Consider the following 1,362-nt stretch of genomic DNA (forward strand, 5'->3'; position numbering starts at 1 on the left):
CGTGTTGCCTCACGTCAAGATGCGCGCGAGGGCGGGTTCGTTGCCTCACGTGATTGTGCGCGCTTGGGGACTCGGGATCGGGTGGTGGCTCCGGGCTTGCTGGTGGTCATTTTGAGGAGTCGGCCGGTCAATGCTTGGATCTGACGCTGGGTGGCGGCCGGGTTGATCCGGGCGTGGATTCTGGCCAGAGCGGCTATGCGATCAGCGGTGGTGTTGGGGTGATCGATGGCGCGGTGGAACGGGGTGGCTGCCGTGTCGTACTTCTTAGTTACCTTGGCGCCGTCACGGACTTTGGATATCAGTTTCTGCTGCGGGTAGAAGTAGTTGGTCAGCTGGGACTGCAACTGCCAGATCTCGTTGAGTAACAACAACTCCGGGGCGGTATCGTAGCGGTGGTAGCCGACCATGGTGCGCACGACCGCCCAGTTCTTCTGCTCGACGTGACAGCCGTCGTTCTTGTTCGTCGGCCGCGCCCGAGTGAAGGTGATCTTGCGGTTTCTACACCAGATGAACAGATAGACGTTGATGAATTCGGCTCCGTTGTCGGAGTCCACGCCCAAGATCGGGAACGGCATCTTGTTGGCGATGCCTTCCAAAGCGGCCAGCACGCATTTGGCCTCCTTGCTGGGCACTGAGCGGTTTTCCGTCCAGCCAGTGGCAATGTCGGTCACCGTCAGCGTGAACGCGTACGGTCCGATGGTGTTGCCGCCATCGTGGGAGACCAGATCGATCTCCACGAATCCAGGTTGCGCATCGTTCCAATCCGCCCAGGTACGGACCGGGATTTGGCTTCTCAGCAGCGAACCCGGCTTTGTCGTGCGACGCCCCTTGATCTGATGCTTGGCCCGCTCACCTGCCAGGCGGCGATCGATCGTGGCCGCCGACATCGACACCAACAGTGTCGCGGTCTCGTCATCGATGACCAGCTCACCGAAGTGCCGCAACACCGCCACCAGTTCACCCAGCATCGGCGCCAGTCGCTTGCCGGCCGGCATCCCCAGCACGGTCCAGCACACGGTCAGCGCAGCAATTACATCCGGCCCGTATCTGGGTGGACGCGGACTTCGCCGCGGTGTCACCACCTTGGGCTGCAACGCCGCCTTGAGGGCCTTGCGGGCATGGTTACGATGCCAACCCGTGTTGGCGCACAATTCGTCCAGGATCCTGCTCTTGACTCGCCTATCCGCCACCACGTAGCGGATCGCGGTCATCTCGGTCACAGCGCGTCGCTCGGCCAACGTCAACCCCATCATCTGGGCCTACCGAGAGCTCAACCGATCCCTCCAGAAGGCACGCCGAAGCGCGCATTTTGAATGAGGCAACGACTAGCCGCATCGCGCGCATAAAAGGCGATTCAACGCG

1 protein-coding gene is annotated in these 1,362 nt (G+C 61.7%); it reads right to left on the reverse strand.

Annotated features, from left to right (window positions below; all coding sequences use genetic code 11):
- Nucleotides 1-14: 14 nt before the first annotated feature.
- Complete coding sequence (locus tag ACJH71_RS22250) at nt 15-1,250, reverse strand: transposase family protein (protein WP_406760147.1); 1,236 nt, start codon at nt 1,248-1,250, stop codon at nt 15-17.
- Nucleotides 1,251-1,362: the final 112 nt, after the last annotated feature.

This window comes from Mycobacterium sp. SMC-15, assembly GCF_045310925.1.
GTDB lineage: Bacteria > Actinomycetota > Actinomycetes > Mycobacteriales > Mycobacteriaceae > Mycobacterium.

What these genes read in the sequence shown, in the direction of transcription:
- ACJH71_RS22250 (WP_406760147.1), bottom strand. Translation starts at nt 1,250, where the DNA reads ATGGGGTTGACGTTGGCCGAGCGACGCGCTGTGACCGAGATGACCGCG.